Origin of the sequence: Thioalkalivibrio sp. ALJ12 (genome assembly GCF_000378305.1) — a bacterium.
Taxonomy (GTDB): Bacteria; Pseudomonadota; Gammaproteobacteria; order Ectothiorhodospirales; family Ectothiorhodospiraceae; genus Thioalkalivibrio.
On record NZ_KB899538.1, the window covers coordinates 35,211 to 59,838 of the forward strand.

Here is a 24,628-nt window from a genome sequence, read left to right on the forward strand (position 1 = left end):
ATGTTCCGCCCGGGCGTGACCGGCCAGGCCGCCGAGGACCGTGCGGCGCACTACCTGACCGGGCAAGGCCTCACCCTGGTGGCGCGCAACGTGCGCCGCCCCTGGGGCGAGCTGGACCTCGTGGCACGCGAGGGCGACACGCTGGTACTCGTCGAGGTGCGCAAGCGTAGCCACCGCGGCTTTGGCGGCAGCGCCGAGAGTATCGATTCCGGCAAGCGCAAACGCCTGCTGCGGGCGGCCGAGGGCTACCTGCAGGAGAGCCGCTGGCAAGGCCCCGTGCGCTTCGATGTCGTGCTGCTGGACGGCGACGACACGATCGAATGGCTGCCCGACGCCATTCAGGGGGACCCGTCATGACACCGCTGGCACGCGAGATCGAGCAACTCCTTCCCGCCGAAGACCGCCTGCTGGACCCGGCCGATTGCTGGTCCTACGGCGCGGACAACTCCAAGCTGCACGCGCCGCCGGATGCCGTCGCCTTCGCCCGCGACGCCGAGACCGTCGCCGAACTCATTCGACTTTGTCGGCGCCTCGGGGCGCCTGTGACCTGCCGCGGACGCGGCACCGGCACCACAGGAGCGGCGGTCCCTGATCACGGCGGACTGGTCCTGTCGTTCGAGCGCATGAACCGGATTCTGGAGGTCGACCCTGCGAACCGCTGGCTGATCGCGGAACCCGGAGTGACCAACGGCGAGGTGCAGGAAGCGGCAGGCGCCCTCGGGTTTTTCTGGCCCCCGGACCCCACGAGCAGCGCCTACTGCACGCTCGGCGGCAACCTGGCCTACAACTCGGCAGGCCCCCATGCGGTGAAGTACGGCACGCCGCGGGACAACACCCTCGGGCTTGCGGCGGTCGCGGGCACCGGTGAGGCCTTCCGTACGGGCGTGCACACGACCAAGGGCGTCGTCGGGTATGACCTCACCCGGCTGCTCATCGGGTCCGAAGGGACCCTCGCCGTGATCACCGAAGCCACGCTGCGCCTCACACCGAAACCCGAGGCGACGCGCCTGATTCAGGCCATTTATCGTACCGTGGGCGACGCGGCCGCCGCCGTGTCGCGACTGATGGGCCGCGCGGAGGTCCCGTCGGCCCTGGAGTTCATGGACCATTCGGCGATCGCAATGATTCGTGACTATGCCCCCGACTGCCCACTGCCCCGCGACGCCGGGGCTATCCTGATGATCGAGACGGACGGCACCGCGGCCGGGATCGACGCGACGACGCGCGGCGTCCGCGGCGCCGCCGATGGCGAGGGTTGCCTGCAGACCATCAGCGCGGACACCCCGGAAGAGGCCCAGGCCTTGTGGGCCGTGCGCAAGGCCCTCTCGCCGGCGCTGCGCACCGTCGCGCCGAAGAAGATCAACGAGGATGTGGTCGTACCCGTCTCGCGCATCCCCGACCTGATCGCGGGCCTCGACCGGCTCGCCCAGGCGCACGCGATCAAGATCGTGAACTTTGGTCACGCCGGTAACGGCAACATCCACGTGAATCTGTTGGTGAACCCGGACGACCCGCAGGAGCTCGCCGCCGCCGAACGCTGCCTGGACGAGGTCTTCACCCTGGTGCTGGGCCTCGGTGGCACCTTGTCCGGCGAACACGGGATCGGGCTAGTGAAACGCGCCTTTGTGGGCCGGGAGATCGATCCCGTGGCGCTGAACCTGATGGCCGGGATCAAACAGAGCTTTGATCCCGACAACATCCTGAACCCCGGCAAGGCGCCGGGGCCGGACATCACTGGGCTTACTTGACGACCTTCAGGGCGGGACCCTTGCGCTTGGCGGCCGGCTTGTCCCCGTCCTGATCCGAACCCGCGGGACCCGAGTCGTCTGGTCCGTCGCCGCCCGGGCCATCTTCCGGCCCTGGTCCCGGCTCGCTGCCGAACATCATCCCCTGCCCGTTCTCGCGCGCATAGACGGCGAGCACCGCCTGCGTGGGCACGTAGACGTCCATCGGGCTGCCGGCAAAACGCGCGGAAAAGGCGACCGCCTCGTCCCCGATATTCAGCGCCTGCACCGCAGACGGGCCAATGTTGAGCGTGATCTTGCCCTGCTCGACAAAGGCATCGGGCACTAGCGCACCCTCCACCGTGGCGTCGACCAGGATGTGCGGCGTAAAGCCGTTATCCGTGATCCACTCCCACAAAGCCCGGAGCAGATAGGGACGCGAAGAGGTCACAGCCTCAGCTCGCGCTCGGCCTCGGTGAGACTGATCTGGAAGGATTCCCGCTTGCAGACGCGATCCGCGTATTCCTGAATCGCAGTCGGCAGAGAATCGAGATCGATCCCCAGTGACGGCAGACGCCACATGACCGGAGCGATCGCGCAATCCACGATGCTGAACTCGTCACTCAGGAAGTACGGCTTCAGCTCGAAGATCTCGGCCGAGTTCATCAGGCTCTCGCGCAGGATCTTGCGCGCCTTGGTCAGCCCGCCCCCGGACGCCTTCTTCACCGCATCCAACCCCTCGTACCAGTCGCGCTCGACGCGATAAAGCGCCAGCCGCGCGGCCGCACGGGAGACCGGGTCCACCGGCATCAGCGGCGGATGCGGGAAACGCTCGTCCAGGTACTCGGTGATCACATGAGTCCCGTACAGCGCCAGGTCCCGATCCACCAGGGTCGGCACCTCGTTGTAGGGGTTGAGATCGGAGAGATCCTCGGGAAGCTCGTCCGGCCCGAGGTTGACGACATCCACCGCGATGTCCTTCTCGGCGAGGATGATACGCACGCGATGGCAGCGCACGCAGTCGTGAGCAGAAAACAGAGTCATTACGGAACGACGATTGGCGACCAGCGCCATAACTTTCTCCCTACCCCGGTCGTGCGGCACGCCGCGCCGGGCAGACGGTCAATAACACCGGCGGGCGCTCATCCGTGAGCGCCCGCCAGCGACGGTTCAGGCCGCCTAGTGTACGTCTTTCCAGTACTCCTTTTTCAAGAAGTAGGCCAGCACGGTAAACACGGCCAGGAAGATCAGGACGTACAGGCCAATGCGCTGACGGTCGAGCTGCATCGGTTCGCCCATGTACGAAAGGTAGGTGACCAGGTCACGCACTGCGCGATCGTACTCGCTCTGGCTCATCGAGCCATTGCGTACAAGCTCCAGCCGCTCGTTTCCGTCATCGTCCTCGACCAGCTCCTGCCAGCCCTGCAGCTCCCACAGCACATGCGGCATGCCGACGTTGCTGAACACCGTGTTGTTGGCACCCAGCGGGCGGTCCTCGTCGATGTAGAAGCTCTTGAGGAAGGTGTACACCCAGTCTTCGCCATGAATGCGGGTCGCCAGGGTCAGATCCGGCGGCGTCACACCAAAGGCCTCGTCGGCATAGGAGTCGGACATCGCGTTCTTCATCAGCGAGCCCGGGTTCACCAGGTCGCCATCCTCATCGGTGATGAAGATGAAGTTCTCGGTGACCTGCTCTTCGGTCAGACCGATGTCGCGACCCACACGGTTGTAACGCATGTACTGGGTGGAATGACAGGCCATGCAGTAGTTCATGTACAGCCGGGCGCCGCGTTGCAGCGACGCCTGGTTGGTCACGTCCACATTGGCTTTTTGCAGATCACCGCTGGCGCTTGCAGCCGAGGCCGCCGGCACGGTGAACAGGGCCGCCAGGGCCATAACAGTCGTTGCGATAAACGTTTTCATTACGAAGTCACCCTTTCCGGAACGGCACGATCACGACCCAGACCCCGGGCAAACACCGGGACCACCATGCAGACAAACAGATGCACGGTCGGGATCAGCCAGGACCACATAATCAGGCTAGCGTCACTCGGATCGAAGCGCGTGATGTCGTAGAGGGTGTAGATACCCACGACCACCGCGAACAGAATCAGACTGGCCGCCGCGGAGCGCTCCCGACTGAGGAACCACAGCAGGAAGAAGAACGCGAAGTACACAAGCGACCAGCGGAAGCTCATTTCGCTGATCATCGTGGTCGCCTGCTGCAGACCCAGCCAGCCCAGGATCACGAAAGCCACCACGAACGCCGCCAGGTTGAACTTGGCTGCGAACGAGCGATAGCGCATCGACAGAACCGGGTTGCGGTCCAGCCAGGGGATAAAGAACAGCATCATCACCGCTGCACCCATGGCCACCACGCCGAGGAACGGATCCGGCACGGAACGCAGCACCGAGTACATCGAGGTGAAGTACCAGACCGGCGGAATCAGCTCGGGTGTAACCAGCGGGTCGGCCGGGATCATGTTGTCCGGCTTCAGGAACAGACCGCCGCCCATCGGGAAGAAGAACATGATGACGGCGAACACCATCAGGAAGACGCCGACGCCGACGATGTCCTTGACGGTGTAGTACGGGTGGAACGGGATGCCATCCTTCGGGATGCCGTTCTCGTCCTTGTTCTTCTTGATCTCGACGCCATCGGGGTTGTTCGAACCCACTTCGTGCAGCGCGATGATGTGCGCGGCCACCAGCAGGATCAGCACCAGCGGCAGGGCAATCACATGCAGCGCGAAGAAGCGCGTCAGCGTGGCATCGGACAGCAGGAAGTCACCACGAATCCAGGTCACCAGATCCGGCCCGATGTACGGGATGGTCTGGAACAGGTTCACGATCACCTGCGCGCCCCAGTAGGACATCTGACCCCACGGCAGCAGGTAGCCGGCGAAGGCTTCGGCCATCAGCACCAGATAGATCAGCACACCGAAGATCCAGATCAGCTCGCGCGGCTTCTTGTAGGAGCCGTACATGAGCGCCCGGAACATGTGCAGATAGACCACCACGAAGAACATCGAGGCGCCTGTGGAGTGCATGTAGCGGATCAGCCAGCCCCATTCCACGTCGCGCATGATGTACTCGACCGACGCAAAGGCCAGCTCGGCATCAGGCTTGTAGAACATGGTCAGGAAGATGCCGGAGACGATCTGAATGACCAGCACCAGCAGGGCGAGGGAGCCGAAGAAATACCAGAAGTTGAAGTTCTTCGGCGTGTAATACTGAGCCAGATGTTCGTTCCACATCTGGGACAGGGGGAAGCGGGCGTCAACCCAGCCCAGCAGCCCACCCTGCCACTTTTCCGCGGGATTACCGGCCATCAGACAGCTCCTCCGTCTTCATCTTCACCCACGAGCAGCAGGTTGTCCGTGATGTAGTGGTGCGGCGGCACCTCGAGGTTGTCGACCGCCGGCATGTTGCGATAGACGCGACCGGCCATGTCGAAGCGGGAACCGTGGCAACCGCACAGCCAGCCGCCCTGCCAGTCGGAGCCCATGCCGGGATCGCCGATCTCCGGACGGAACGACGGCGAGCACCCGAGGTGAGTGCAGATCCCGATCAGCACCAGGATTTCCGGCTTGATCGAGCGATGCTCGTTCTGCGCGTATTCCGGCTGCTGGGCCTCGTTCTCGGAATCCGGATCGCGCAGGCGATCGGTCACCTGGGACAAACCATCCAGCATTTCGTCGGTACGCCGCACGATCCAGATCGGCTGTCCACGCCACTCGATGCTGACGCGCTGGCCGGCCTCGACCTCGGTCACGTCGAACTCGACCGGAGCCCCTGCTGCCTGAGCGCGAGCGCTGGGCTGCAAGGACGCCAGGAACGGGGTCGCGACCGCTGCGACACCGGCACCGCCGACGACTGTCGTCGCGGCGACGAGGAACCGGCGACGGCCTCGATTTACGCCTTGGTTTGCCATGTTTGTCTCTCCAAACAACGTGTTGAAATCGTGTCTCGGCAGCCACTCGATACGCGGACGAGGGTGCGGAGATGCCCGCAGACTGCCCCGTGAGCGCGCCGCCCTGGGCGCGCTCACGGGCGAACGGGCAGGCCACCGCGGGGCGGCCAGTAAAATCCGATAGAATTCCCGAACACGCTAATAAGGTCAAGTAGGTGAACGCCTTAAGACCGGGCGGACGGCGTCGCCAGACGCGCCCAATCGATCATAAGTTATTCATGATAAAGGCGGGATTTCAGCGCCCCCGGCAAGAGCAGATTGCCCCGCGAATGTGCGCTCGCCGGGGCGCCGGTCAGGCAGGGTTGTCGATGTCGATGAACCGGTGCTCCAGACCGAAACGTTCGGCGCACCATTCCCCCAGGGCAGGCGCCCCGTAGCGCTCGGTCGCATGATGCCCCGCGGCGAAGTAGTGCACCCCGCTCTCGCGCGCCTCGTGAGTGGTCTGCTCGGAAATCTCGCCACTGATATAGGCATCCACACCCTGCGCCGCCGCCTCCATCAGTAATGACTGCGCCCCGCCAGTGCACCAGGCAACGCGCCGAATCGGCCGCTCGCCGCCCGGCACCCACAGACACTCGCGCCCCAGCACGGCGGAGATGTGGTCGCGCAGGTCCGCCCCCGACACCTCGGCGGCAGAACGACCGTACTGGCCCACGCCGTCCTCGCGCAGCACCCCCTCGATCGCGAATCCGAGGCGATTGGCCAGTTGGGTGTTGTTGCCCAGCTCCGGATGCGCATCCAGCGGCAGGTGGTAGGCCACCAGATTGATCTCGTGCTCCAGCAGCCGGCGCAGGCGTTCACGCTTCATGCCAGTAACCACCTCTGGCTCGCCCTTCCAGAAATAGCCGTGATGCACCAGGATCGTGTCGGCCCCGTCCTCGATCGCGGCCTCGACCAGCGCCAGCGATGCCGTCACCCCGCTGACGATGCGGCGCACCTCGGCCCGCCCCTCTACCTGCAACCCGTTCGGACAATAGTCGCGAAAGCGCTCCGGCTGGAGCTCCTCGTTCAGGACCTGCATTAATACGTCACGTTCGATCACGATCGGTTCTCCGGCTGGACCGGGATCGGCGGCTGTGCAGCCCATCCCATTTCGGTATATTCACTATATGGTGAATTTCTCGCGTTTCCTGCTGCAAGCGGCCCTGACCGGCGTGGCGATCGCCGTGGTCGTCGCCGTGTTCTTTCCGCATGTGCTTGACCGCGACCGGGGCGAGCAGGCGGAGCTGCAAGTCGCCGCCCCGCTCTCCACGACCAGCAGTGCCGCGCTCAGCTACGCCGACGGGGTCGAGCGGGCCGCGCCGGCCGTGGTCAACATCATGACCTCGCGCGTGCTCGACACCCCCGGCATCCTCGACCTGCACGAGTTCTTTGGCCAGCCCGTGCCCCCGGGCGATACCGAGCAGGCCAGCCTGGGTTCCGGCGTCATCATGACCGATCGGGGCCATATCCTGACCAACCACCACGTGATCGAGGAGGCCGACGCGATCGCTGTGGTCCTGCCCAATGGCGACGCCCATCCGGCCGAGATTATCGGCATCGACCCCGATACCGACCTCGCCGTCCTGCGCATCCGCACCGACGACGTGGCCGTGGCCACGGTTGGCCACTCCCGCGAGCTGCGGGTCGGTGACGTCGTGCTCGCGATCGGCAACCCCTTCGGTGTCGGGCAGACCGTGACCCAGGGGATCGTCTCCGCCACCGGGCGCAACCAGCTCGGGATCAACACCTTCGAGGACTTCATTCAGACCGACGCGGCGATCAACCCCGGCAACTCCGGTGGCGCACTGATCAATGCCAAGGGCGAGGTAATCGGCATCAATACCGCGATCTTCTCGCGCTCCGGGGGGTCCCATGGCATTGGCTTCGCGATCCCGGTGGACCTCGCCCGCGACGTAATGACCGAGATCATCGAACAAGGCTATGTCTCCCGCGGCTGGCTGGGGATCGAAGTCCAGGCGATGAACCGCGAACTGGCCGACTCCTTCGGGCTGGATGCCCCACGCGGGGTCCTGGTCGCCGGCATCCTGCGTGACGGCCCCGCCCAGGAGGCCGGCATCGAGATCGGCGACGTAATCACCCACCTCAATGACGACGCGCTCAACAGCCCGCGCGAGGCCCTGAATGTCATTGCACGGACCGATCCGGGCGCCGAACTGACGATCAAACTCCTGCGCGACGGCGAGGAAGTCGAGCTCGAGGCCACTGTCGCCCAGCGCCCGATCTGATACCCAATGGCACCTCCCGGATGTCCGGGAGGCGCCCCTTTCTCTACCCGTTGGCCGGGGAACTGACCGTGGTCAGTATGGCCGTGACCAGCAACACCAGCCCCACCAGTCCGATCTCCATCGCGATACTGCGCCGGAGGCGCTGCGGGGCCCGGGGCTCGCCCCGCTCGAAGGCGGGCACCAGGCGCCACTTGTTGGACGCCGCCAGCAGCAGGAGCAGGGCCACAATCAGCACCTTGCCGATCAGGAACTGCCCGTAGCCGGTAGTGAGCAGTGGCGTGACCCCGCCGAGCAGAAGCGCAGCCAGGACAACGCCCGCGAGCACCAGCAGGCCAACCCCGAACACCGCCACCCGACCGAAGCGATCCAGGATGCGTACGGCATCCGCTCCGCCAGCTGGGTGTCCTGCCAGGCGATACAGGGGCCATAACGAACCAATCCAGAATGCAGCCGCCAGCAGGTGCAGCACCAGCAGCCCGCCGAGCAACCAGCGGGGTTCGTCGACCGTGTGCCCGACCTGGACTAAGGCGAGCATGACCAGCAACACGCCTCCGAGACTCAAGCCATGCCCGAGCCCCGGCAGGCGCCGGGCATCCAGCAAGATCGCCTGTACCAGCAGCAAGCCACTCACGGCGAGGATTAGCTGAGTCCCCTGCGCGCCCTCGAATACCATGCCGAGCAGCATGGGGTCGACTGCGGCGGCACCATTGCCACCCCCGAGATACCCGGCCTGCAGCGGCCACTCGATCACGGCCAGCACGATCGCGGCCCAGGCCGCGATCGCCCCCGTGCGGCTGGCCGCCCGACGTTCCGGATCGGGCAGATCCGGAAACGCCAGGCGAAACAGCACCGCCCCGGCCGCCAGCAAGGCACCGGCATAGAAGCCGGCCGCCACCAGGATCATGGCGACCGTCCAGGCATCCACACCGGCAAGCGCAGACAGCCAGGCCACGGCTCAGTCCTCCACCGTAAAGCGGAAGGTCCCGGACATCATGTGGCCGTCACGAGCCAGGCCGCGCCAGCGCACCTCGTAACGACCCGGTTCCAGGTCGCCGGCCGGGCGCACATGGTATTCCTCGGTCGGGTCATTGCCGGGCTGGTCTTCCAGGGAGACCCGGCCACGCGGGCCGATCACGTCGAACTGGGTAATGCGCATCGCGCCATCGAAGTGAATCCCGATCTCCTCCGGGGTCCCCTGCACCGTGGAGCCGTCCTCGGGCACATGCCCCATCTCGCCCTCGTGAGCCAGCAGGGGCGCGGCGACAGCCAGCAGCAGGGCCGCAAGGGCGGAACGCAGGGTATTACGGGTACGAATCGTCATCATGATTGAGTGTCCTCTTTGTTAAGTGCAGTCGTGTCGTCTTAGAGTCCGCCGGCCGCAGGCCACCGGGGGCCGCCTTGCGGCGGTCCCGGTGCCCGCACCGGTGGAAACTCAGTGGTTATGGCCTCCGTGGCCGTTGTGTCCTCCATGCCCGCCATGGGCATCGCGACTGGGGGTCGGGAGCCCGTCGGAATCCGCACCCGCGACCTTGCCGCGGCGCACCGGACTACCGAAGTCGGGGTCGCTGCTCACACGGCGGGCGACCTCCCCGTCCGGGTGCCAGTACCAGCCCGGATCACGGAAATCCCCGGGCTCCAGGTCGTCGCGCACCTTGATCAGGGTGAACATGCCGCCCATGCCGATGTTGCCGAACGGTCCCTGGCCCATGCCCATCGCCAAGGTGTTCTCCGGCCCGCGCATATGGCCGCCATCGGTGTGGTCCTGGTGATCCGCCATGCCGTGCTCGCCCATGGCCATGTAGCCCGGCAGCAACGTGCGGATCTCCTCCTCGAGACCGGACTGGTCCACGCCCAGGGTGTTGGCGATGCCATGCCCCATCGGATTCATGGTGTGATGCGTCATGTGGCAGTGGAAGGCCCAGTCCCCCGGCGGTGCCGTGAACTCGATATCGCGGGTCTGGCCGACCGCCACGATCTCGGTGGTCTCCTTGCGCCACTGCTCGCGCGGCCAGCGCCCGCCATCGGAGCCGGTCACCTCGAACGACACCCCGTGCACATGCATCGGGTGGTTCCACATCGACAGGTTGCCCATGCGGATGCGCACGCGCTCGCCAGTCTTCGCCACCAGAGAGTCGATAGCCGGGAAGACCTTGGAGTTCATCGACCACAGATCGAAGTCCACCATGATCGACGGATCGGGCGTGCGGGTACCGGGATGCAGGCCCCAGTTGTGCAGCAGGATCGCGTAGTCACGGTCCACCGGTTCGATCTCGCCGTCCTTCGGGTGGATGATGAACATCCCCATCATCCCCATCGCCATCTGCACCATTTCGTCGGCATGCGGGTGGTACATGTGCGTGCCGTGCTGGTTCAGCTCGAACTCGTAGACGAAGGTCTCCCCCGGATGGATCGGCGGCTGGGTCACGCCCTTCACCCCATCCATGCCCGAGGGCAGATGGATGCCGTGCCAGTGCACCGAGGTGTATTCCGGCAGGCGGTTGGTCACGTAGATGCGGACCTTGTCGCCCTCCACCGCCTCGATGGTCGGCCCCGGGGTGGTGCCGTTGTAGCCCCAGCACTTGGCCACCGAACCGGGTGCGAACTCGTGCTCGATCTCCTCGGCGACCAGATGGAACTCCTTCACGCCGTTGTTCATTTCGTACGGCAGGGTCCAGCCGTTCGGCGTATGCACCGGCATGTAGCCCTGTTCGGTGCGTTCGCCGGGCGTGGCATCGCCCTCGTTGTGGTGCTCGTGACCCGTTTCGGCCATCACCCGGGTCAGGGTGGTTGCCGGCAGCATTGCCGCGCCGGCGGCCAGCAGGAAGTTACGCCGTTTCATCAGTGATGCCCTCCGTGACCGTCGTCGCCGTGGTCACCGTGATCGCCATGGTCATGATCTCCGTGATCTCCGTGATCTCCGTGATCTCCGTGATCTCCGTGATCTCCGTGATCTCCGTGATCTCCGTGATCTCCGTGATCTCCGTGACCGCCGTGGTCCCCGTGATCCATCGCGGACGGGTCATGTTCGAGCGCGTCGGTTTCGAGATAGCCCTCGTCACCCGGCACCCCGCCCGGCAGCTCGCCGGCCACGGTGAAGGCCAGGTCCACCCGGGCCCGCCAGTATTCGCCCAGTGCGGCCACCGCGCGCTGCCAGTCGGCCAGCTCTTCCTGCTTGGTCACCAGCAGGTCGAAGACATCGTCGAACATGAAGTTCACGCGCTCCTGCACGCGCTCCAGCTCGATCTCCCGGGCCGGCAGCAGTTCGTAGCGCTTGGTGCCGAACTTGTCGCGGTGATGGGCCAGGCGGACAAAGTGCTGGTGCACATCGGCGGTGACCGCCTGCTCCAGCCGGACCCGGCGGGCCTCGCCGTCCGAAAGCCGCGCCTCGGCGCGGGCGATGCCGGCCTGGTTCTGGTTGAAGATCGGCAGGGTGAAGGAGATACCACCGCCCCACAGGCGGGTGCCGTCGCTCTCGCGCTCGAACTCGATACCGGGCTCGATGTCGCCCAGCCAGCGATAGCGCCGCACCAGGGCCACCCCCTCGGTGAGCCCCTCCAGGGCATGGTCCAGGGCCCGCAGGTCCAGACGCTGCTCCAGCGCCTGCTCGACCAGGGCATCGCGATCCTCCACACCGGCCAGCGGCAGTGGCAGCTTGCCGGGGACCTCCCAGCCATCCACCTGGCCGGGCAGCCCCATCAGGTGGGCCAGGCGCAGACGGGTCTCGCGCTCGCGCTGCCGCGCATCCTCGAGCTTCAGCCGGGCCTCGGCCGCACGGATGCGCAGCTGTGCCCGCTTCAGGTCGGGGATATTGCCGGCGTCATAGAAGCGCTCGCCCAGCAGCGAGCCGAGATCCGCGGCACGGGTCTCCAGCGCCTGTACCTGAGCCCGCTGGCGCGCGGCCACCGCGTCATACCAGGCACGCTCGGTGTCCGAGGCCAGGGCCACCATGCCTTCGGCCAGCTGCAGACGGGTGGACTCCCAGTGGGATTCGGCAATGTCCTGACGGGCACTGCGCATCAGCAGGCCGGAAATACCCCAGGCCAGGCCAACCCCCGTCTCGTTGCCGCCACCGCCCTCGGGGCGCATCACCGACAGCGACAGGGTGGGATTGGAAAACTGGGCGGCCTCGACCACGTCGGCGGCCGTCAGATCCAGCTTGGCGTAGGCCTGCTGCATGCGCGGGTTGCGCCACAGGGCCTGATGAATGGCCTCCTCGAGCGTCAGCTCGCCGGAGGGGCGGGGCATCTCCGACTCGGGCAGGTCGATCCCCTGCACCGAGATGTCCTCCGCCAGTTCGGAGCGGTCCAGCTCGGGCGCGGTGACCGCGCAACCGGCGAGGAACAGCACCGAAACGACGGGGAGCAGCAATCGGGTTGCTCGCATCGTGAAAATCTCCTTGATCAGACTTCGATTCCGCATCCCGCGCGAACGCGCGACACGGCCTTGCCGTCCGCCAGCACCGGGTGGAACCCGGATAAGCGGACAGCCCCGGCGCTCGGGCCGGTAGTCAGATCAGGAGAGGATGGGGGGGCGGTACAACGCGGCCGCAGGCGGACCGCTCTGGAAGGAATACAGGCTCATGGCCTGCGTGACCGGGGTCAGCAGGTGCATCCCGGTGATGGACGGCATGCCCTGGCAGTGGCTGCAGGCCGAGCAACTCGCCAGACAGGCCGCGTCCACGCAATCCGCGTGCACGATCACCCCGCTGGCGTCAGAGGAATCGGATGCTTCATGGGCGTGGTCACCGCCATGCCGGGTATCGGCATGACCGTCCTGCGCATGGTGATCATGGTCGTCGCCGTGCGAGTGATCATGTGAGTGCTCATGGGCCGCGTGATCCGCAGGCTGGTCACCCTTCGACTGGGCCCCGTGCATCGCATGCCCGGCGTGACCGTCGCCCTCGCTCGCGACGGCCGCAAGCGCCGGCAGGCCGGCGATCGCCAGCACCAGCATCCAGCACAGCAGTCGGTAGAAGACCCGTTTCACGTCGGCCAAACCCTCATCTCAAGGGGCATCACCCCGATAACCCGCCGTTACGCTACCACAGCCCGCACACATCAGCGCACCCCTGTGGGAGCGTGCCTGCACGCGAATGCCCCTGCCCGCATCCGGCTTTGGCAGGGGCTTCGCGGGCAAGCCCGCTCCCACACACATTCCCGTCGCCCCATCGGCCAGGGGGCTGGCCTCCTACGCGAGCGCGCGTTCGATCACGTCACGCAGGTCGCGCGACAGTTCGAGCGCGGCGAGGCGCTCGAGTTCCGCGCGCATCTGTTCGCCGCGGGCGCTGTCCACCTTCTGCCAGCGGGTCAGCGGCTGGGCCAGGCGCGCGGCGGTCTGCGGGTTCATCGCATCCAGCTTCTCGACGAAGCCGCCCATGCGGCGGTAGCCCGCGCCGTCCTCCTGGTGGAAGTGGCGTTCGTTGCGCGCCATGAAAGGCCCCAATACCGCGCGCACCCGGTTCGGGTTGGTCCAGCGGAACCCCGGGTGCTCCAGCAGCGCGTCCAGGCGCTCGAAGCCGCCCGGGACCTGACTGCCGGCCTGCAGCCCGAAGTACTTGTCCAGCACCAGCGGGTCGTCGCGGTAGCGCTGTTCGAAGTCCGTCAGCAGCACCTGGCGGGCCTCGTGATCGAGCTCGTTCACCGCATTCAGCGCGCCCATGCGCATGGTCATGCTGCGCGCCTTCTGGTACTGCGCCAGGGCCTCGGGCACCGCAGCCTGGTCGCCGGCCGCCACGCGCAGCGCCAGCAGGCGGTTGCGCAGCTGGCGCCGGCCCATCGCCTCGGCGGTGAAGGCGCCGTTGTCCACATCGTCCAGCTTCGGCTGGATCTGCTGCATCGCACCCGCCAGCGGGGCATAGAGGCGCTTCTCCAGGTCGTCGCGCTCCATGCGCAGGCGCACCGGGTCGACGCGCTCGAACAGCTCGGCCAGCTCGCGCGTGGGCGGCAGCTGCAGGATGGTCGCCAGCAGCACCGGCTCGATCGCCGGGGCCTCGATCAGGGCATGCAGGGCGTGCTCGATGGCGGCCTCCAGCGCGGAGTCGGCGGCGTCATCCTCGATGCGCGCACGGATTGCGCGGCGGAACAGGGTCTGCGCCGCCTCCCAGCGGGCGAAGGCGTCGTCGTCGTGCGCCAGCAGGTGAGCCAGTTCGTCCACGCCCTGATTGGCGTTCAGGATCACCGGGGCGGAGAAGCCGCGCAGCCAGGAGATCGCGACCGGCTCGGCAGACAGATTCTCGAAGCAGAAGGTGTGCTCGGCGGCATCCAGCTCCAGAACCCATTCGTCGCACTCGGCGGCGTCGCCCTCGCGGAGGGCCTGGATCCGCCGCCCCTGGGCATCGAGAAAGGCCATGCGCACCGGGATCACGAGCGGATCCTTGTGGTCCTGCCCGGGCGTTGGCGGGGTCTCCTGCGCGAGCGTGATGCGGGCGGGACCACCGGGGCCGTCAAAGGCGGTACTCGCGGTCACATGCGGCGTGCCGGCCTGGGTGTACCAGCGCTTGAAGCGGGAGAGATCGCGACCGCTGGCCTCGGCCATCACCGCGACAAAGTCGTCCGTCGTCACGGCCTGGCCATCGAAGCGCTCGAAGTAGAGGTCCAGCCCGCGGCGGAAGGTCTCGCGCCCGATCAGGGTGCGCAGCATGCGGATCAGCTCCGCGCCCTTCTCGTAAACGGTCAGGGTGTAGAAGTTGTTGATCTCGGCGTAGTGGTCCGGGCGCACCGGGTGTGCCAGCGGTCCGGCGTCCTCCGGGAACTGGAAGGCGCGCAGCATGGCGACATCGTCGATGCGCTTGACGCCAAACAGAGTGCAGTCGGTGGTGAACTCCTGGTCGCGGAAGACCGTAAGCCCCTCCTTCAGCGACAGCTGGAACCAGTCGCGGCAGGTCACGCGGTTGCCGGACCAGTTGTGGAAATACTCGTGGGCGATCACCGACTCGATGGCGACAAAGTCGCTGTCGGTGGCGGTGTCGGGGCTGGCCAGCACGTACTTGGCGTTGAACAGGTTCAGCCCCTTGTTCTCCATCGCCCCCATGTTGAAGTCGTCCACCGCGACGATCATGTACACGTCCAGATCGTATTCGCGGCCGAAGGCCTCCTCGTCATAACGCATCGCGCGCTTCAGCGAGGCCAGCGCATGATCGCAACGATCCGCGTTATGCGCCTCCACAAACAGCTCCAGCGCGACCTCGCGCCCGGACATGGTCGTGAAGGTGTCGCGCTGGCAGGCCAGATCCCCGGCGACCAGCGCAAACAGGTACGACGGCTTGGGGAACGGGTCCTCCCACACCGCGTAGTGGCGCCCGCCGTCCAGCTCGCCGGCCTCCACGCGGTTGCCGTTGGCCAGCAGCACCGGGTACTGCCCCCGGTCCGCCTCCAGCCGCACGCGGTAGGTGGTCAGCACATCCGGACGGTCGGGGAAGAACGTGATGCGGCGAAAGCCCTCCGGCTCGCACTGCGTGCACAAATTGCCGCTGGAGGCGTACAGGCCTTCCAGCGCGGTGTTCTGCTCCGGGTGGCAACGGCTGACGATCTCCAGCCGCGCCGACTCCGGCAGGCCGTGCAGCAGCAGGCCCTCGCCGTCCTGCTCCAGAAGGCCTTCGCCCGGCTCCGCGCCATCCACGGTCAGCGACACCAGCTCCACGCCATCGCCGTAGAGCCGCAGCGCCCCGTTCGGCTCCGCCGCCTGCGGATTGCGCCGCACCGCCATGCGCGTGGTCACCTCGGTCGCCGCCGCCGCCAGGTCGAAGTCCAGCTCCAGGCTCTCCACCACAAACGCCGGCGGCTGGTAATCGCTCAGATAAACCGCCTGGGGACTCGCATCACGCATTCCAAACTCCAGTCATCAATCGCTTTCCACACGTATCACGCCCGGCAAGCACGAACGCTAAACCCCGACAAAGGCAACGTCATTGCGAGGCGCCGCAGGCGCCGCGGCAACCTCCATCCATCACCCCCCACGTTTCTCGGCCCAACCACCGGGGTTCCTCACAGAGATCGCCACGTCGCTGCGCTCCTCGCGATGACACCGTCTCTTCCCGTCATTGCGAGGAGCCGAAGGCGACGCGGCAATCTCTCGACCGAACCCCGACTTGTACCCCGACCAGCGCCGGAAACTGGCACCACAACAACAATCCGTTAGCATACCGCGCATGGAATGGATCGATATCTGCTTCAACCTCACCCACGAATCCTTCAACAAGGAACGCGACGAGGTCCTCGAACGCGCCCGAGAGGCCGGCGTGTCCTGGATGCTGATCACCGGCGCCGACGCCCACCAGAGCGAAAAGTGCCTGGAGATCGCCGACCAGTACCCGGACTGCTGCCGCGCCACGCTGGGCTTGCATCCGCACTTGGCAAAGCAGTGGACCGACGCGATCGCCGCGCGGTTCAGTGACCTCGCACGCGCGGACGCCAACGTCGTCGCCATGGGCGAGATGGGGCTGGACTACAACCGCGACCACTCGCCGCGCCCGCAGCAGCGCATCGCCTTCGAGGCCCAGCTGGAGCTGGCCGCCGACCTCGGCCTGCCGGTATTCCTGCACGAGCGCGACGCCCACCACGACTTCGCCCAGATCCTGCGGCGCTGGCGCGACAAGCTGCCGGCCGCTGTGGTGCACTGCTTTACCGGCGAGGCCGATGCCCTGGCGGAATACCTCGACCTCGACTGCCACATCGGCATCACCGGCTGGGTCTGCGACGAACGCCGCGGCACCCACCTGCACCCGCTGGTGCCGCGCATCCCGCGCGGCCGCCTGATGATCGAGACCGACGCGCCCTACCTCCTGCCACGCACCCTGCCGAAGGGCAGCGGCAAGAAGATCGGCAACGGCCGGCGCAACGAACCCGCCTTCCTCCCCCACATCGGCGAATACGTGGCCCACCTGCGCGACGAGACCCCGGAAGACCTCGCCGCCCACACGACCGCCACCGCCACCGCCTTCTACAACCTGCCCGAAACCGCCGGTGCCTGAACCCCCGGACAGCGGGTCGCAACGCGTCGCGCTGGTCACCGGCGCGGCGCTCGGGATCGGCCTCGGCATTACCAAGCGCCTGGTGCGGGATGGCTGGCAGGTCGTGCTGGCCGATATCGACGGCCCCGAATGCCAACGGGCCGCCACGCGGCTGGGCCCCACCGCCCGGGCCATCACGCTGGATGTCCGCGACGAGGAACAGGTCCGCGAGGCGGTGCGACGCACGGAAGAATGGCACGGCGGCCTGGATGCCCTGGTGAACAACGCCGGCATCAGCGACCCGCACTCCGGACCACTGGAAGAGCTGGAACTCGCCGACTGGAAGCGCTGGCTGGACACCAACCTCACCGGCGCCTTCCTGCTCGCCAAGCATGCTCTGCCGCTGCTGCACCGCCGCCGGGGCGCCATCGTCAACATCAGCTCCACCCGCGCCCTGCAGTCAGAACCGGACACCGAGGCCTACGCCGCGAGCAAGGGCGGACTGGACGCCTTCACCCACGCCCTGGCGATCAGCGCCGGCCCGGGGGTCCGCGTCAACGCCATCCGCCCCGGCTGGATCGACACCCGCAGTCCCGAGCAGCAACAGGCCGAGCCGCTGTCCGCACAGGACCACACCCAGCATCCGGCCGGGCGCGTCGGCCAGCCCGGCGACATCGCCGCCCTCACCGCCTTTCTGCTCGGCCCCGACGCCGGCTTCGTCACCGGCCAGATCTGGACCGCCGACGGCGGCATGACCCGCCGCATGATCTACGCCGACTGACTCGTTCCGGCGACGGAACAGATCCGTCACCCCGTACCCGTCAAAGTCGAGCCGGCCCGGAAGCAGACGAGGCGCTGCTGCACCACGTCGGCGACCACCCGCAGGGCGGCGTCGCGGGTGTCATGGACCTGCACGGTTGCGAGTACCGCGGGGTCCACAGGGTCCCCGATGTCGACCTCGGGCGTGTGCGCGGGGTGCCGGTCGAGCCAGGCGGGGTGGTACTCGCAGTCCGCCTCGGCGGGGAACAGCGCAGCGTAGGCGATCCGCGCCTCCACCAGGTCCTGGAAGAAGTGGCTGCCGAACGAGAGGTCGGGGACGATGCCGGCATCGGGGTCGGCCACCTCCACCAGTATGCGCACGCGGTCAATATCGGCGAAGCGCACGGGCACGCCCAGTTCGGGGGTGCTGGTGCCCCAGCGGCCGGGGCCGATCAGGAGCGTGGTGCAGTCACCAGGGGTGGCATACTGGCGGTTGAGGGCGCCCACCAGGCGGGCGACGGCGTATTTCTGCGGGCGGGGCAGCTCGGCGTAGCGTGCGCCGTCCACGCGGATGACGCGGTCGATGGCAAGGTCCAGATTGCCGCCCATAAAGCGGCCCTGGCTGGCGAACAGCAGCCGCTGCGGGTCGACCTTCCCGGGCAGTTCCACCGGCCGGTCGCTGCCCAGGGTGGCGAGCGGCCGGCACTGCACCAGGTTCACGCCGGCGTTGCCTTCGGCGTCGAGGTGCACAGTGAACTCGACGTCCACCGGGTGGGCGTAGGCGGCCTCCAGGGTCTTGAGCAGGTCGCGCATCAGCGGGGCGAAGCCGGTGCGCTGCAGCAGCGGGGTGAAGGTCACCCGCCACAAGCGCTCCTCGCGCCCCTGTTCGCGGGCGCGGCGGCGGGCCTCACGGTCGACCTCGCCGAGCAGGTTCAGGGGCAGGTCCGGCGCGGCCTCGGCCAGTTCCTGGATGGGGACGACGGCCTCGCGGTTGGCCTGGATGTCGAGGACGTCGGCGGCGTGCTGCGAATAGCGGTACGCCTCCTCCGGGCTGCGAAACGGCCGCCGTTCGGGCTGGTCCAGTGCCACCACGCAGGCATGGTCGCGCGCGACCCGGTCCACCGCGCGGGTGCCCAGACCCAGCACCAGGCGCAGCATCCCGGCGGACGGATCCAGCGCGCCGTCCCAGACGAAGGTGTTCCACGAGACCCCGACCCCGGCGGCGTCCGGAAGGTAGTAGTGCCCGTGGTAGCGGCCGTTGACCCGCTGCAGCAGCAGCGCCATGGGTTCTTCCTGATCCATCAGGCCACGCTGCTGGCGGTAGCTCAACGCGTCGTCGCTCATGGTCGAGGCATAGACCCGGCGGATGGCGTCCTCCAGCTGCGCCAGACGCTCGCCGGGACTGCCCTGGTTTACGCAGAACACGCTCTCGTACTTGCCGGCAAAGGCGTTGCCGAAGCCGTCTTCCAGGAGGCTGCTGGAACGCACCAGGATCGGGTACTGCCCGTAGTGGTCGAGCACCCGCTCCAGCTCGCGGCGCACCTCCGGCGGGATCTCGCCGTGCAGCATGTCCCGGCGCAGGCTGCGCGCCTCGTCGAAGTAACCCTCCGCGGTGCGCTGGCGCATCAGCCGCGGCCACCAGCCGTTGTGCACCAGATAGGCGTAGTACACGTCCGCCCCGATGAAGTGCGAGTCGTGGGGCTCCAGCGCCCGCCTCCAGCGCTGCGGGTCCTGCGCGAGCAGCATGCGCCGCGCCAGCAGCATGCCCGCAGCCTTGCCGCCGATGTAGCCGCTGCCGACCATGTGGCTGCGGACCGCCAGCAGTTCCTCCAGCCCGAGGTGACGCCGCGCCAGTTCCAGCAGGCGCTCGTCGCGGCCGATCAGCACCCGCAGGATCTCGTCCTGCACCCGGGCACGGTCGGCCGCCGGCGCCCCCTCCGCCAGCGCATCGGAGGCGGCGAGGAACAGGCGGTCCCAGTAGTCCAGTAGCTGCCGGCCGTGCGGGGGCCCGGGGCGCTGCTCCTCCAGCAACGCCTGCAGCCGCGTGGCCTCGCTGCTGTCCACCACCGGCACGAACTGCGTACCGTGCTGACGGTGCGGCAGGAACATCGTCGGCGAGCTGCGCTGCCACACCTTCACCGGCTGCACATGCACCGCCTCGCCGGCGCGGCGCACGTCGATCAGCACCTGCGTGGTCTCGCGGATGCGCGACAGCGTGGTGTGCGAATGGCTGTGCGGATGCAGCGCGAACCAGGCCACCGTATCCATCTCGTACAGATAGGGGCAGATGGCGCGGAAGAAGTTGCCCACCATGTGGTCGGTGGCCCAGGCCTCCAGCAGGTCGGAGAGGCAGTCGCACAGATAAAAGGCGCCGCGACCATGCTCGGTGATCAGGCGGAACACATGGCGGGTAAACGGCTCGAAGCCGCGTAACGCGTCGATGGCGACCACTTCGATGCCCGGGCCCGGCTCCACCAGCGGCGCATGCGCGCCAAAGCGCAGATAGATGATGGAACGGTCCTGGGCGCGGGCGGCGGCCACGAACGGCCGGACAAAGCGGCGGTAGTCCGCGATGTCATCGACCCGCCAGACCACGTTGTCGCCGATCCGCAGTCCGTCGAGCACCCGATCCAGGCCGTCCAGCCCGGTGGAGACTGCCTCGTGCTGAGGTTGGCGATCGGTGGCCATCAAGCGCCCGTGCGGTCTGGGCGCCCCACAGTACCCCCTGCCCCGCAGGTGCTCAACGCTCGGCACACCCACCCGGCACCGCGAGTACACCCAGCAGGCGTCACTTGGCTTACCATGGACTGTCCTGCCCCAGCGGCAACAGGAGATCGACCATGAAGACATCTTTGATTCTGACGCTCATCGGACCGGACCACCCGGGACTGGTCAGCGCGGTAGCGGCCCGGGCACGTGCGGCGGGCGGCAACTGGCTGGAGAGTCGGATGGCACATCTGGCCGGGCAGTTTGCCGGGGTGGTACTGCTGGAGGTGGATACCGAGAACGCCGACGCGCTGGAGGCCGCGCTGCGCGGGCTCGAAGGCGACGGGCTGCAGGTGCATATCCAGCGGGGCAGCGAACTGCCGCCGGCGGCGCGGCATCCGGTGGTGCTGGACCTGATCGGGCACGACCGACCGGGAATCGTGCAGGACATTACCGCCGTGCTCTCGCACCACGGCGTAAGTGTCGAGACGCTGGAGACCGCCTGCGAGCCGGGCTCGATGACCGGCGAGCCGATGTTCCGCGCGATGGCCCGCCTGGGCGTTCCCGAGGACCTGGACCTGCACACACTGCAGGATGACCTGGAGGCCCTGGCCAACGAGCTGATGGTCGACCTCGAACTCCACGACCCGCTGCAGGAACCGCCCGAGGCCGTAGCCTGAACACCTCCCGACGCGGGTAGGCAACATCCTGCACCCACAGGCTGCCGTTGAGCGCAGCGAAACGCACCACTTCCCCGCTCGGTGCATCCCCCGATGCGATTCGCTTCGCTCATCACATCCTACGACGCTTCTTCATCCGGTCTGTACGCCAATGGCGTATAGCGTAACGCCGTTCAACGCGCCACGTCAGGGCGCGGCGCGGTGGCGGCGGGCGGCGTCGAGGCGGCGGACGAAGTCCTGCATCAGGGTGGTGTAGAGCGTTTCGCCGAGGACCTTGTCCTCGATGCCGGCGTCGAGGTTGGGGTTGTCGTTGACCTCGATGACCATCACGCCGCGCGGGGTCTGCTTGAGATCGACGCCGTAGAGGCCATTGCCGATCAGGTTGGCGGCCTTGACGGCCGTCTTGACCACGGCGGCGGGAACGTCCGCCAGTGCCAGCGTGCGAAAGCCGCCCTCGCGCGGGCCACCCTTGGCGTCGTGGTTGACGATCTGCCAGTGCTTGCGCGACATCAGGTACTGCGAGGCGTACAGCGGCTGGCGGTTGAGCACGCCAATGCGCCAGTCGAACTCGGTGTAGACAAACTCCTGGGCGAGGATCAGATCGCTCTCCTTCAGCAGGCGCCGGGCAATGGATTCCAGCTCGGCGCGGTCGTTCGCCTTGAACACCCCGCGCGAGAAGCTGCCGTCCGGGATCTTGAGCACCACGGGATAGCCGATCTGTTCCTCCGCACGCAGGATGGTCTCGCGGTTGAGGATCACGGTCTTTGGCGTCGGCACACGATGGGCGGCAAGGCGTTCGGCCAGGTAGACCTTGTTGGTGCAGCGCAGGATGGAGTCGGCGTCGTCGATCACCACCATGCCCTCGGCCTCGGCCTTGCGCGCGAAGCGATAGGTGTAGTGGTCGATGGCCGTGGTCTCGCGGATAAACAGGGCGTCGAACTCCGCCAGCCGTGGCAGATCGCGTGCCTGGATCAGCTCGACATCCATCCCCTGCTCCTGCCCGGCGCGGGCGAAGCGCTTGAGCGTGGCCGGCGTGGACGGGGCCATGGCCTCGTCCGGGTTGTGCAGGATGGCCAGCTCGTAGCGCGCGCTGCGTGCCCCGCGGCGGCGGCGCCAGGGTTTGGAGAGGTAGCGCTCCAGCGCGGCGAAGAAGGCTGGCTCCTGCTCGGGTTCCAGCGCGTTCAGCGCGAACGGGCGAAGGGCGTGGATCTGCCAGCGTCCCTGCAGCCGGAACTCCACCCGGAACATCGGCGCGGGGAACAGGGCGAACAGCTGCGCGGCGATCTCCTGCAGTGCCGGCTCGTCGCACTGGCCGAACAGCACGGTCAGCTCCAGGCGCTCGGGCTGCGCGCCCTGGCGGCTGCGGCCCAGAACGCGCGCCACGCGCTCGTCCAGCTCCTCGGTATCCAGGCTGTAGATGGACTTGCGCGACAGGTCCTGCAGGGTGCGCACGCTGGGGATCACCCGGTGCCCGCGCGCCTCCGCCAGCAGCGAGCCGTAGTACCCGGCGGACAGGTAACGCTGGCTGCGGCACAGGTTGATCACACGCAGGGTGGCCGGGTCGTCGGCGGCCGGGCCGCGCAGGTAGTCGTCGATGGCCATGACCGGAAGGTCGGGGAAGTGCGGCTTCCAGTCCGCCCGGCGCTCGACCAGGATGCGGTGCTCAGGCATGCGCGCCCTCCGCCGCCCGGCGCGGGCCGACGATCACCGCTGCCTGCAGGCCCGCGCGGCCGTAGCGCGCCATGCGCTCGAAGTCCGCACGCGCGATCGGCATGTTCACCGAGTCCACCGCGCGCTCCCCTTGCTCCACGTCCACGAACGGGTCATGCACGTAGACAAAGCGCTCGTCGAAACCCGTCACCGTGACCCAGTGCGGGAAGCGCTCGGCATACAGCCGCACGCTGCTGATCAGAACCACCGGCACCCCGCCCTCGCCAAAGCGCGCCTCCAGCTGGGACACGTTCACCGGGCCGTGCACCACCGGCACCCCGAGCTGTTCCAGCTCCTCGACCATGTCCTCCTGCACCAGCTGCATCACCTCCTTCTTCTCCGCGCTGCGCACGGAATCCCCGAACGCCACCCCGCGATCGCGCACCAGCAGTTCCACCTCGAACCCACGATGGGCGGCCGCCAGCGCGAGCCCGTACGGCCCGCAGCCGCCGTGGCCCGAGGTCATAAAAATCGTGGTGGCGTCGCGCCAAAGGCGCAGCTCCAGGCGCCGGTCCAGCTTCAGCGCCGGGTCCACCGCGCGCATCGCCATCATCAGCGCAGCCGGGCCACAGGTGAACTCCAGCGTCTGCGCGTAGTACGGGGCGCGTACCAGCGCCGGATCGGGGCCGGTCGCCAGCGACTTCTGCAGCCGCAGCGCATCCATGTGGTCCTCGTAGTAGTCGTCGATGGTGCCGAAGTCGCGATACCCGAGCCCGCGGAACAGGGCCAGGCTGGCCGCATTGTCGCGCCGCACCTCCAGACGCAGATCGGTCCGCCCGTGCTGGCGCGCCGCGTCTTCCGCCGCCTCCACCAGGCGCCGGCCCAGCCCCTGGCCGCGCGCCCGCGCGCTGACCGCAATCGAGTACAGCCGCGCCAGCGACGTCCCGCGGCTGAACAGCAGCATCACGTAGCCGAGCAGGCCCTCCCCGCCGGGTCCCTCCGCCACCAGCGTGGCCGCATGCCCGCGCGTCAGCAGGTAGCGAAATTGCCGCCGCGAGATGCGATCGATCTCGAACGCCGCATCCTCCAGCGCCACCAGCGCCTCCAGATCCTCCAGCGTGGCCGGACGGATCAAGGGCGATTCTGCGGCGGGCGCGACCCGTTGCTTGACCTGCTGGCTCACGCTCCTCTCCCGGCGGCGGCCCGATCTCCATCGTAGCGCAACCACCGGGCGCCAATAGGCCGCTCCAGCAGGAATATTTGCCGACGGCAAGACCCCGGCTAACGTAGTGCCCCGGACAGTTCGTCCAGGCCGCCGATGGTGGCCGTGGGCTCCTTGCCCCAGGGGTCGAACAGGCCCTGCCGCGCCCGGTCAAGCCAGACCGTGCGCATGCCCGCAGCCTGCGCACCGATCACGTCGAAGGGGTTGCCTGAAACCAGCCATGCCTGCCGGGGCAGCGCATTCGCCCGCTGCAGGAAATGCCGGTACACGCGCGGGTCCGGTTTGAAGCAGCCAATCTCGTCCACGCTGACGAGATCCTCGAAGCGATCCGTCAGCCCGCCGTTCCGCAGCAGCCCGATAACCGTCTCGGCCGTCCCGTTGGAGAACGCGAATAGACGGTGTCCCTCCGCCCGCAGCTCGTCCAGGGCCGGCCCTGCATCGGCGAAGGCCGGGAGCTCTCGATAGCGCCGCAACAGCTCCGCCTCCTGCTCCGCTTCGAGCGCGATACCCAGTGCCTCGCAGCAGTACCGCAACGCCTGCTCGGTGCAGGTGTCGAAATCCGCGTACGCCCCCATCAGCCCGCGCCGGAAGGTGTACTCCAGCTGCTTCTCGCGCCAGGCCCGCGCCAGCACCGGCGCCCGGTCGCCCATCCACCCCTCGAGCGTCGCCGCAATCCCCTGCGTATCGATCAGCGTCCCGTACACATCAAACGCCAGCGTCTGCCGCATAGCCCCTCCCG

The 24,628-nt window shown here is 67.5% G+C and carries 22 protein-coding genes; 6 read left to right on the top strand and 16 right to left on the bottom strand.

The window, feature by feature from the left end:
• Positions 1–357, top strand: coding sequence for a YraN family protein (locus F467_RS0100170; RefSeq protein ID WP_018137995.1), 357 nt, complete (start codon positions 1–3; stop codon positions 355–357).
• Positions 354–1,748 carry an FAD-binding oxidoreductase gene (locus F467_RS0100175; RefSeq protein WP_018137994.1) on the top strand — a complete coding sequence of 465 codons (1,395 nt, stop codon included), beginning with the start codon at positions 354–356 and terminating at the stop codon, positions 1,746–1,748. The genes F467_RS0100170 and F467_RS0100175 overlap by 4 nt, the downstream gene beginning before the upstream one ends.
• Here the strand turns inward: F467_RS0100175 and F467_RS0100180 are convergent.
• The 6 genes from F467_RS0100180 to F467_RS0100205 form a co-directional block, all read right to left on the bottom strand.
• On the bottom strand, positions 1,741–2,175 hold the full coding sequence (locus F467_RS0100180) for a ClpXP protease specificity-enhancing factor (RefSeq protein WP_018137993.1): 435 nt from the start codon (positions 2,173–2,175) through the stop codon (positions 1,741–1,743). The two genes, F467_RS0100175 and F467_RS0100180, sit on opposite strands and share 8 nt — an antisense overlap.
• Positions 2,172–2,798 carry a glutathione S-transferase N-terminal domain-containing protein gene (locus F467_RS0100185; protein ID WP_018137992.1) on the bottom strand — a complete coding sequence of 209 codons (627 nt, stop codon included), beginning with the start codon at positions 2,796–2,798 and terminating at the stop codon, positions 2,172–2,174. Before F467_RS0100185 ends, F467_RS0100180 begins: the two co-directional genes overlap by 4 nt.
• Before the next feature lie 105 nt (positions 2,799–2,903).
• Positions 2,904–3,647, bottom strand: coding sequence for a cytochrome c1 (locus F467_RS0100190; RefSeq protein ID WP_018993169.1), 744 nt, complete (start codon positions 3,645–3,647; stop codon positions 2,904–2,906).
• Positions 3,647–5,056 carry a cytochrome b N-terminal domain-containing protein gene (locus tag F467_RS0100195; RefSeq protein WP_018137990.1) on the bottom strand — a complete coding sequence of 470 codons (1,410 nt, stop codon included), beginning with the start codon at positions 5,054–5,056 and terminating at the stop codon, positions 3,647–3,649. The genes F467_RS0100190 and F467_RS0100195 overlap by 1 nt, the downstream gene beginning before the upstream one ends.
• The gene (petA, locus tag F467_RS0100200) at positions 5,056–5,658 is read right to left on the bottom strand and encodes a ubiquinol-cytochrome c reductase iron-sulfur subunit (protein ID WP_026182186.1); all 603 of its coding nucleotides are present in this window, start codon (positions 5,656–5,658) and stop codon (positions 5,056–5,058) included. The genes F467_RS0100195 and petA overlap by 1 nt, the downstream gene beginning before the upstream one ends.
• A gap of 331 nt (positions 5,659–5,989) precedes the next feature.
• The gene (locus tag F467_RS0100205; protein WP_026182185.1) at positions 5,990–6,739 is read right to left on the bottom strand and encodes a Nif3-like dinuclear metal center hexameric protein; all 750 of its coding nucleotides are present in this window, start codon (positions 6,737–6,739) and stop codon (positions 5,990–5,992) included.
• Positions 6,740–6,806: 67 nt separating this feature from the next.
• Between F467_RS0100205 and F467_RS0100210 the strand changes: the two genes are divergently transcribed.
• Entirely contained in the window at positions 6,807–7,925 is a 1,119-nt protein-coding gene (locus tag F467_RS0100210) for a S1C family serine protease (RefSeq protein WP_026182184.1), read from the top strand.
• A gap of 43 nt (positions 7,926–7,968) precedes the next feature.
• Here the strand turns inward: F467_RS0100210 and F467_RS0100215 are convergent, their stop codons facing one another.
• The 6 genes from F467_RS0100215 to pepN all read right to left on the bottom strand — a co-directional run bounded on the left by F467_RS0100215 (position 7,969) and on the right by pepN (position 15,749).
• Positions 7,969–8,877, bottom strand: coding sequence for a copper resistance D family protein (locus F467_RS0100215; protein WP_018137986.1), 909 nt, complete (start codon positions 8,875–8,877; stop codon positions 7,969–7,971).
• A 3-nt stretch (positions 8,878–8,880) separates the two neighbouring features.
• Positions 8,881–9,249 (bottom strand): copper resistance CopC family protein, encoded by a 369-nt coding sequence (locus F467_RS0100220; RefSeq protein WP_018137985.1) that lies wholly within the window; start codon positions 9,247–9,249, stop codon positions 8,881–8,883.
• 108 nt (positions 9,250–9,357) lie between these two features.
• A complete protein-coding gene (locus F467_RS0100225) occupies positions 9,358–10,764 on the bottom strand; it encodes a multicopper oxidase family protein (RefSeq protein WP_018137984.1) in 1,407 nt (468 codons plus the stop codon).
• Positions 10,764–12,293: a TolC family protein gene (locus F467_RS0100230; protein ID WP_018138975.1), complete on the bottom strand. Its 1,530-nt coding sequence runs from the start codon at positions 12,291–12,293 to the stop codon at positions 10,764–10,766. The genes F467_RS0100225 and F467_RS0100230 overlap by 1 nt, the downstream gene beginning before the upstream one ends.
• A 144-nt stretch (positions 12,294–12,437) precedes the next feature.
• On the bottom strand, positions 12,438–12,878 hold the full coding sequence (locus F467_RS0100235; RefSeq protein WP_051068170.1) for a hypothetical protein: 441 nt from the start codon (positions 12,876–12,878) through the stop codon (positions 12,438–12,440).
• A 234-nt stretch (positions 12,879–13,112) separates the two neighbouring features.
• Positions 13,113–15,749, bottom strand: a complete 2,637-nt coding sequence (gene pepN / locus F467_RS0100240) for an aminopeptidase N (RefSeq protein ID WP_018138974.1) — start codon at positions 15,747–15,749, stop codon at positions 13,113–13,115.
• Positions 15,750–16,071: 322 nt separating this feature from the next.
• On the opposite strand from pepN, the gene F467_RS0100245 reads away from it, so the two are divergent.
• Both F467_RS0100245 and F467_RS0100250 read left to right on the top strand, forming a co-directional pair.
• The gene (locus F467_RS0100245; protein ID WP_018138973.1) at positions 16,072–16,893 is read left to right on the top strand and encodes a TatD family hydrolase; all 822 of its coding nucleotides are present in this window, start codon (positions 16,072–16,074) and stop codon (positions 16,891–16,893) included.
• Positions 16,886–17,653 (top strand): SDR family oxidoreductase, encoded by a 768-nt coding sequence (locus tag F467_RS0100250; RefSeq protein WP_018138972.1) that lies wholly within the window; start codon positions 16,886–16,888, stop codon positions 17,651–17,653. Before F467_RS0100245 ends, F467_RS0100250 begins: the two co-directional genes overlap by 8 nt.
• Before the next feature lie 26 nt (positions 17,654–17,679).
• On the opposite strand, the gene F467_RS0100255 is transcribed toward F467_RS0100250, so the two are convergent.
• Complete coding sequence (locus tag F467_RS0100255) at positions 17,680–20,319, bottom strand: PEP/pyruvate-binding domain-containing protein (RefSeq protein WP_018138971.1); 2,640 nt, start codon at positions 20,317–20,319, stop codon at positions 17,680–17,682.
• Between the two features lie 152 nt (positions 20,320–20,471).
• Here F467_RS0100255 and F467_RS0100260 point away from each other — a divergent pair, with 152 nt between their 5' ends.
• Positions 20,472–21,017, top strand: a complete 546-nt coding sequence (locus F467_RS0100260; RefSeq protein ID WP_018138970.1) for a glycine cleavage system protein R — start codon at positions 20,472–20,474, stop codon at positions 21,015–21,017.
• Between the two features lie 186 nt (positions 21,018–21,203).
• On the opposite strand, the gene F467_RS0100265 is transcribed toward F467_RS0100260, so the two are convergent.
• The 3 genes from F467_RS0100265 to F467_RS0100275 all read right to left on the bottom strand — a co-directional run bounded on the left by F467_RS0100265 (position 21,204) and on the right by F467_RS0100275 (position 24,617).
• Positions 21,204–22,688, bottom strand: coding sequence for a RimK family protein (locus F467_RS0100265; RefSeq protein ID WP_018138969.1), 1,485 nt, complete (start codon positions 22,686–22,688; stop codon positions 21,204–21,206).
• Positions 22,681–23,850 (bottom strand): GNAT family N-acetyltransferase/peptidase C39 family protein, encoded by a 1,170-nt coding sequence (locus F467_RS0100270; RefSeq protein ID WP_018138968.1) that lies wholly within the window; start codon positions 23,848–23,850, stop codon positions 22,681–22,683. The genes F467_RS0100265 and F467_RS0100270 overlap by 8 nt, the downstream gene beginning before the upstream one ends.
• Positions 23,851–23,948: 98 nt before the next feature.
• Positions 23,949–24,617: a haloacid dehalogenase type II gene (locus F467_RS0100275; RefSeq protein ID WP_018138967.1), complete on the bottom strand. Its 669-nt coding sequence runs from the start codon at positions 24,615–24,617 to the stop codon at positions 23,949–23,951.
• Between the last annotated feature and the right edge of the window lie 11 nt (positions 24,618–24,628).